Annotated in this window: 1 protein-coding gene; it reads left to right on the top strand. The window is 71.4% G+C overall.

From position 1 onward, the window contains the following. Positions 1 to 59: 59 nt before the first annotated feature. The coding region (locus DVH02_RS15690; RefSeq protein ID WP_456113492.1) for a type I polyketide synthase at positions 60 to 7,477 on the top strand (7,418 nt) is incomplete at its 3' end.

Below are 7,477 nucleotides of genomic sequence, written 5' to 3'. Positions count from 1 at the left end.
GCGGTCACGCCGCCGCCTCCGTCGACGCCACTGGCCCCGACCCTGACGCCATCGCCGTCATCGGCATCTCCTGCCGCTTCCCGCAGGCCCCCGACCCCGCCGCCTTCTGGCGCCTCCTCACCGACGGCGCCGACGCGGTCACCGAGACGCCCGCACACCGCCGCGACGCCCTCGCCGACCCGGACGTCCCGACCCGCGGCGGCTACCTCGACCACGTGGACCGCTTCGACCCCGGCTTCTTCGGCATCTCCCCGCGCGAAGCCGCGGCCATGGACCCCCAGCAGCGCCTGGTCCTCGAACTGGGCTGGGAGGCGCTGGAAGAGGCATCCATCGTCCCCGCCCGGCTGCGCGGCAGCCGCACCGGCGTCTTCGTCGGCGCCATCTGGGACGACTACGCCGCACTCGTACGCCGCCTCGGCCCCGACGCCGTCGGGCGCCACACCCTGAGCGGCCAGAACCGCGGCATCATCGCCAACCGCCTCTCCTACGTCCTCGGCCTGCGCGGCCCGAGCCTCACCGTGGACGCAGGCCAGTCCTCCTCCCTCGTCGCCGTCCACCTCGCCTGCGAAAGCCTGCGCCGAGGCGAGTCCCAACTCGCCCTCGCCGGCGGCGTCAACCTCACCCTCGCCTCCGACAGCGCCCTCGCCTCCGCCGGGTTCGGCGCCCTCTCCGGCGACGGCCGCTGCCACACCTTCGACGCCCGCGCCAACGGCTACGTCCGCGGCGAGGGCGGCGCCGTCGTCCTGCTCAAGCCCCTCGCCCGCGCCCTCGCCGACGGCGACCGCGTCCACTGCGTCATCCGCGGCAGCGCCACCAACAACGACGGCGGCGGCGACGGCCTCACCGCCCCCCTGCGCGAGGCCCAGGAAGAAGTGCTGCGCCTCGCCTACGAGCGCGCCGCCGTCGACCCCGCCCACGTCCAGTACGTCGAGCTGCACGGCACCGGCACCCGGCTCGGCGACCCCATCGAGGCGGCCGCACTCGGCACGGTCGTCGGCCGCGCCCGCACCGACGGCGCCCCCCTGCTGGTCGGGTCCGTGAAGACCAACATCGGGCACCTGGAGGGTGCGGCGGGTATCGCCGGACTCCTCAAGGCCGTCCTCGCGCTCAGCCACGGACACATCCCCGCGAGCCTCCACTACGAGCGTCCGAACCCGGCCATCCCGCTGGACGACCTCAACCTGAGTGTCGCCACCGACCTCCAGCCGTGGCCCCGTACGGACCGCCCGCGCCGTGCGGGCGTCAGCTCCTTCGGCATGGGCGGCACCAACTGCCACGTCGTGCTGGAGGAAGGCCCCGCTGTACCCGGCGCCGCCCGGCCCGCCGGTGCCGACGCCGGTGAGATGACCGACGAGGGCGCCGCCGCTCCTCGTACCGAGGCCGACACGTCACCACTGCCGTGGATCCTCTCCGCCCGTACCCGCAAGGCCCTCCAGGGCCAGGCCCGTCGTCTGCTCACCCAGCTGCGCGACGACTCCGCCGCCCGACCGACGGACCTCGCCCATGCCCTGGCGGAGACCAGGACACGCTTCGAGCACCGCGCCGTCGTCCTCGGCACGGACCGGGACGATCTGCTGCGCGGCCTGACCGCTCTGCGGGACGGCACACCGGCCTCCGACGTCGTCACCGGCATCGCCGAAAAGGCGGCCACGACCGAACCCGAGGGCACCGCCTTCCTGTTCGCGGGCCAGGGCTCCCAGCGCTTCGGCATGGGAAGGGAGTTGTACGACGCCTATCCGGTGTTCGCGCGCGCCTTCGACGAGGTCGACGCCGAAGTCCCCTTCAGCCTGCGCGACATCGTCCTCGGCGGCACGGAACCCGGCGGTACGGAACCCGGCGGTACGGACACGGGCGCCGCGGAATCCGGCGGTACGGACACCGGCGCCGTGGAGCGGCTGCGGCGGACGGAGTACGCGCAGCCCGCCCTGTTCGCGCTCGAAGTCGCCCTGTTCCGGCTCGTCGAGTCCTTCGGCGTCCGCCCCGACATCCTGTTCGGCCACTCCGTCGGTGAGATCGCGGCAGCCCACGTGGCCGGGGTGTGGTCCCTGGCGGATGCCTGCCGGGTCGTCGTGGCCCGTGGACGGCTGATGCAGGAGCTGCCCGAAGGCGGCGCGATGGTCGCCGTCGAGGCCATCGAGGACGAGGTGATCGCTCTCCTCGACCCGGCCCGGGTGGGCATCGCGGCCGTCAACGGCCCCCGTTCGGTGGTCGTGTCGGGCGCGGCCGAGGCCGTCGAGGAGATCGCGGCGCACTTCCGCGGCCTGGACCGCAAGGTGACGGCTCTGCGGGTGAGCCATGCCTTCCACTCGCCGCTGATGGAGCCGATGCTCGACGCGTTCCGCGCGGTGCTCGCCGACGTCACCTACGGGCAGCCCGCCATCCCGCTCGTCTCCGACGTCACGGGCCGCCCCGCGACCGCTGAGGAGCTGGCCTCCCCGGACTACTGGACCCAGCACGTCCTGCACCCCGTGCGGTTCGCGGACGGCATCCGCACCCTGGCAGGACAGGGCATCCGCCGCTTCCTCGAACTCGGCCCCGACGGCACCCTCACCGCGCTCGCCGAGGACACCCTCACCGAGGCCGACCTGTCGGGCACGGAGCCGCTCGCCGTCCCCGCCCTCCGCAAGGACCGCGCCGAGACGACCGCGTTCCTCACCGCGCTCGCCACCCTGCACACGTACGGTCTCGCCGTCGACTGGACCCCAGCCCTCGCAGGCCACCGCGCTCACCGCGCCGACCTGCCGACCTACGCCTTCCAGCGCCGCCGCTACTGGCTGCCCGTCACCGAGTCGACGCCGGCCCCCCGTACCGAAAGCACCGACGACCTGCCGCGTGCCGACAGCGCCGAGGCAGGGAGCGCGCGAGGCCACAACGTGTCGGTCGACAACGCGTCGGTCGACAACGCGCGGGACGACGACGCGCGGGATGGCGACACCGACAGCAACTCCCCCCTGCGGGACCAACTGGCCGGGCTCGCCGCCCGCGACCGGCAGAGCACCCTCCTCGACCTGGTCCGCGCGCACGCCGCCGCCATCCTCAGCCATGACTCCGGCGACCACGTCGAATCCCGCCGTACCTTCAAGGAACTCGGCTTCGACTCCCTGACCGCCGTCGACCTCCGTAACCGCCTGCGCTCCGCGACCGGTCTGCGCCTGCCCTCCTCCCTCCTCTTCGATCACCCGACCCCCGAGGGCGTCGCCGCCCGCCTGGCAGCCGAACTCTTCCCCGAGACAGCGAAGGACCTCGTCCCCACCACCGCGCCCACGCCGTCGGCGGTGAGCGATGACCCGGTGGTGATCGTGGGTATGGCGTGCCGGTTCCCGGGTGGGGTGGGTTCTCCGGAGGATCTGTGGCGTCTGGTCAGTGAGGGTGGGGACGCGATAGGCGGCTTCCCGACGGATCGTGGTTGGGACCTGGAGGGTCTTTACGATCCCGAGCCGGGTACGCCGGGCCGGGTGTACGTCCGCGACGGTGGCTTCCTGCACGACGCGGCCGAGTTCGATTCGGGGCTGTTCGGTATCTCGCCGCGTGAGGCGCTTGCCATGGATCCCCAGCAGCGTCTGCTGCTGGAGACGTCCTGGGAGGTCCTGGAGCGCGCGGGTATCGACCCGGCCGCGCTGCGCGGCAGCCGTACCGGCGTCTTCACGGGAGTCGTGGAGCAGGGCTACGGAAACGTGCTCCGCGACGCCGCCGAGGAATCGGACGGCTATGTCCTGACCGGGACCACGGGCAGTGTGGCCTCCGGCCGTATCGCGTATACGTTCGGCTTTGAGGGGCCTGCGGTGACGGTGGACACGGCGTGTTCTTCGTCGCTTGTCGCGTTGCATCTGGCGGCTCAGGCGTTGCGTTCGGGTGAGTGTGATGTGGCGCTTGCCGGTGGTGTGACGGTGATGTCGGGTCCGGAGATGTTCGTGGAGTTTTCGCGGCAGCGGGGGCTTGCGGTGGATGGTCGGTGCAAGGCGTTCGGGGATGGCGCGGATGGTACGGCGTGGGCCGAGGGTGTGGGCCTGCTCGTGGTGGAGCGGCTGTCGGACGCACGGCGTCATGGGCACGAGGTGCTGGCCGTGGTGGCGGGTTCTGCGGTCAATCAGGATGGTGCGTCGAATGGTCTGACGGCTCCGAATGGTCCTTCGCAGCAGCGGGTGATTCGGCAGGCGCTGGCGGGTGCGGGTCTGTCGCCTGCGGATGTGGATGCGGTCGAGGCGCATGGTACGGGTACCCCGTTGGGTGACCCGATCGAGGCGCAGGCGCTCCTGGCGACCTACGGGCAGGACCGTGAGCGTCCGCTGTGGCTCGGGTCGTTGAAGTCGAACGTCGGTCACGCGCAGGCGGCTGCCGGTGTGGGTGGTGTGATCAAGATGGTGATGGGGATGCGCCACGGCGTGCTGCCCCGGACCCTGCACGCCGATGAGCCGTCCTCGCACGTGGACTGGTCGGCGGGCGATGTGCGTCTGTTGGCGGAGAACACGCCGTGGGAGCAGACGTCGCTCGACCGCCCCCGTCGTGCGGGTGTGTCGTCGTTCGGTATCAGCGGGACCAACGCCCACGTGATCCTTGAGCAGGCCCCGGTGGATGGGTCTGTTGAGGAGTCGGTTGGGGTTCCGGTTGTGGGCGACGAGACGGCTGTGGGTGTGGTGCCGTGGGTGTTGTCGGCTGCTGGGGATGGGTTGGCTGCGCAGGCTGGTCGGTTGGCTGAGTTTGTTGTGGGTCGTCCCGAGCTTGGTGCGGGTGAGGTGGCTCTGTCTCTGGCCACGACGCGGGCTGTGCTTGATGACCGGGCTGTTGTTCTGGCGGCGGGCCGGGATGAGCTGCTGGAGGGGCTGAGGGCGCTTGCCGAGGGGCGGGATGCTTCGGGTGTGGTCCGGAACACGGTGCAGAGCGGTGGTCGGCTCGCCGTACTGTTCGCCGGTCAGGGTGCGCAGCGTGCGGGCATGGGGCGTGAGTTGTATGCGACGTATCCGGTCTTCGCGGAGGCGTTTGACGCGGTCGACGCGGAGCTTGCGTTCTCGCTCAAGGACATCGTCTTGGGCCAGGACGCGGATGCCGACCGGTTGAATCGGACCGAGTTCGCGCAGCCCGCGCTGTTCGCGCTGGAAGTGGCTCTGTTCCGGCTGCTGGAGTCGTGGGGCGTACGTCCGGACGTACTGGCCGGGCATTCGATCGGTGAGATCGCCGCCGCTCATGTCGCCGGGGTGTGGTCGCTGTCGGACGCCTGCCGTCTGGTGGAGGCGCGTGGTCGGCTGATGCAGGCGCTGCCGGAGGGTGGTGCGATGGTCGCGCTCCAGGCCGGTGAGGACGAGGTATTGCCTCTTCTGGATGCGGCTCGGGTGGGTGTCGCGGCGGTCAACGGGCCGCGTTCTGTGGTCGTGTCGGGCGAGGTGGACGCTGTCGAGGAGGTGGTGGCGCACTTCCGGAGTCTGGACCGCAAGGTGACGGCTCTGCGGGTCAGCCACGCCTTCCACTCGCCTTTGATGGAACCGATGCTGGCCGAGTTCCGGAAGGTCGCGGAGGGGCTGGTCTACGAGCGGCCGAAGCTGCCGCTGGTCTCCACCGTCACGGGTGCGGTCGTCGCGTCGGACGAGCTGACCGATGCCGACTACTGGGTGCGGCATGTCCGGCAGACGGTGCGTTTCGCCGACGCTGTGCGCGCGCTTGCCGAGCAGGGTGTGACGCGGTTCGTGGAAGCCGGCCCTGACGGCACGCTCACGGCGTTGGCCCAGGGGTGCCTGGATGAGGACGGTGGGGCTGCCCTGCTGGTGCCGTCCCTGCGTAAGGACAGGTCGGAGGCTGTCTCGGTACTGAGCGCGATGGCCGGCCTGTTCACTTCCGGTACCGACTTCGACTGGCGGACCGTCCTGCCCTCCGCGGGCGGCGCTCGTCCCATCGAGCTGCCGACCTACGCCTTCCAGCGCAAGTTCTACTGGCCCACCCCAGGTGTGATTTCCCGGAGCGGTGACGTAGGCGGTCTCGGCCTCTCCGCGACCAACCACCCCCTGCTCGGAGCGTCGCTGGCACCGGCCAACTCGGACGGCATGGTCTTCACCGGCCTGCTGTCCCTCGCGCGCTACCCGTGGCTGCGGGATCACGTCGTCGCGGGCTCGGTCATCTTCCCCGGCACCGGCTTCCTGGAACTCGTACTGCGCGGCGCCGACCAGGTGGGTTGCGACCTGGTCGAGGAACTCACCATCGCCGTACCGCTGGTGCTGCCCGAGCGGGGTGACGTACGGCTTCAGCTCGTCGTCGACAGCCCTGACGAGACGGGCCGCCGAGCCGTCAGCGTCTTCGCGCGACCGGGCGACGCCACGGAGGACGAGCCCTGGACCGTCCACGCCACCGGTACCATCGCCACCGGACACGAGGCCGACGCCCAGCGCCGCTCGCCCGCGTACGACTTCGGAGTGTGGCCGCCGGCGGGCGCCGTGACCGAGCCGATCGAGGGCGCCTACGAGCGCTTCGCCGGTCTCGGACTCGCCTACGGGCCGGTCTTCCAGGGGCTGCGCGCGATGTGGCGGCGCGGCGACGAGGTCTTCGCCGAGGTCGCGCTGCCGGACACGCACGACGACCTTGCGGGCCGCTTCGAGATACACCCCGCGCTGCTCGACTCCACCCTGCACGCCGTCCTGCGCGGCACGTTCGGCGGGGATGACGGCCTCCGCCTCCCGTTCTCCTGGAGCGGTGTGTCCCTGTCGGCCTCGGGCGCCCGCCGACTCCGCGTGCGGGTCACCGCCCTGGGTACGGACGCGGTCTCCCTGGAACTGGCCGACTCCAACGGCGGCCTCGTGGCGAGCGTCGAGTCACTGGTGCTGCGTGAGACGTCAGGCTTCGCCACCGCCTCGCGTGACGCCGGTACCCGTCCCGACGGGCTCTACCAGGTCGACTGGATCACGACTTCCCCAGCCGTCGACGTGACCCGTGAACCGGCTCCGGCCGTCCGCGACGATCTCCCCGCGCCCCACGAGTCCCTCGCCGACGATGTGCTCGTACGGATCGACCGGCCCACCCTCGACGAGACGGACGCCGTCCACGCGGCCACGGCACGCGCCCTCGAACTGGTGAAGGCATGGCTGGCGGAGGAGCGGTTCGAAACATCCCGTCTGGTGATCGTCACGCAGGACGCGGTGACCGTGGACGGCGCGGTGGCCGATCCGGCGCTCGCCGCCGCGTGGGGCCTGGTACGGGCGGCGCGGGCAGAGCGTCCGGGGCGGTTCGCGCTGCTCGACGTCGACGGTACGGAAGAATCCTGGGGCGCGGTCCAGGCCGCACTGTCCTCGGGCGAACCTGAACTCGCCGTACGCGGTGGCGCGGTCTCCGTACCCCGTATGGCCCGAGTCTCCGCCGAGGCCGAACTCAAGCTTCCTGACGCTGAGTCGTCGTGGCGGCTGGACATTGTTGAGAAGGGGACGTTGGAGGGGCTTGCTCTGTGCCCGGTGGAGCGGCGGGAGTTGGGGGTTGGGGAGGTTCGTATTGGGGTGCGGGC

The organism is Streptomyces corynorhini (genome assembly GCF_003346515.1).
Taxonomy (GTDB): domain Bacteria; phylum Actinomycetota; class Actinomycetes; order Streptomycetales; family Streptomycetaceae; genus Streptomyces; species Streptomyces corynorhini.
Note: the sequence above shows the minus strand (reverse complement) of the source record. Positions and strands in the feature narration are given on the sequence as shown.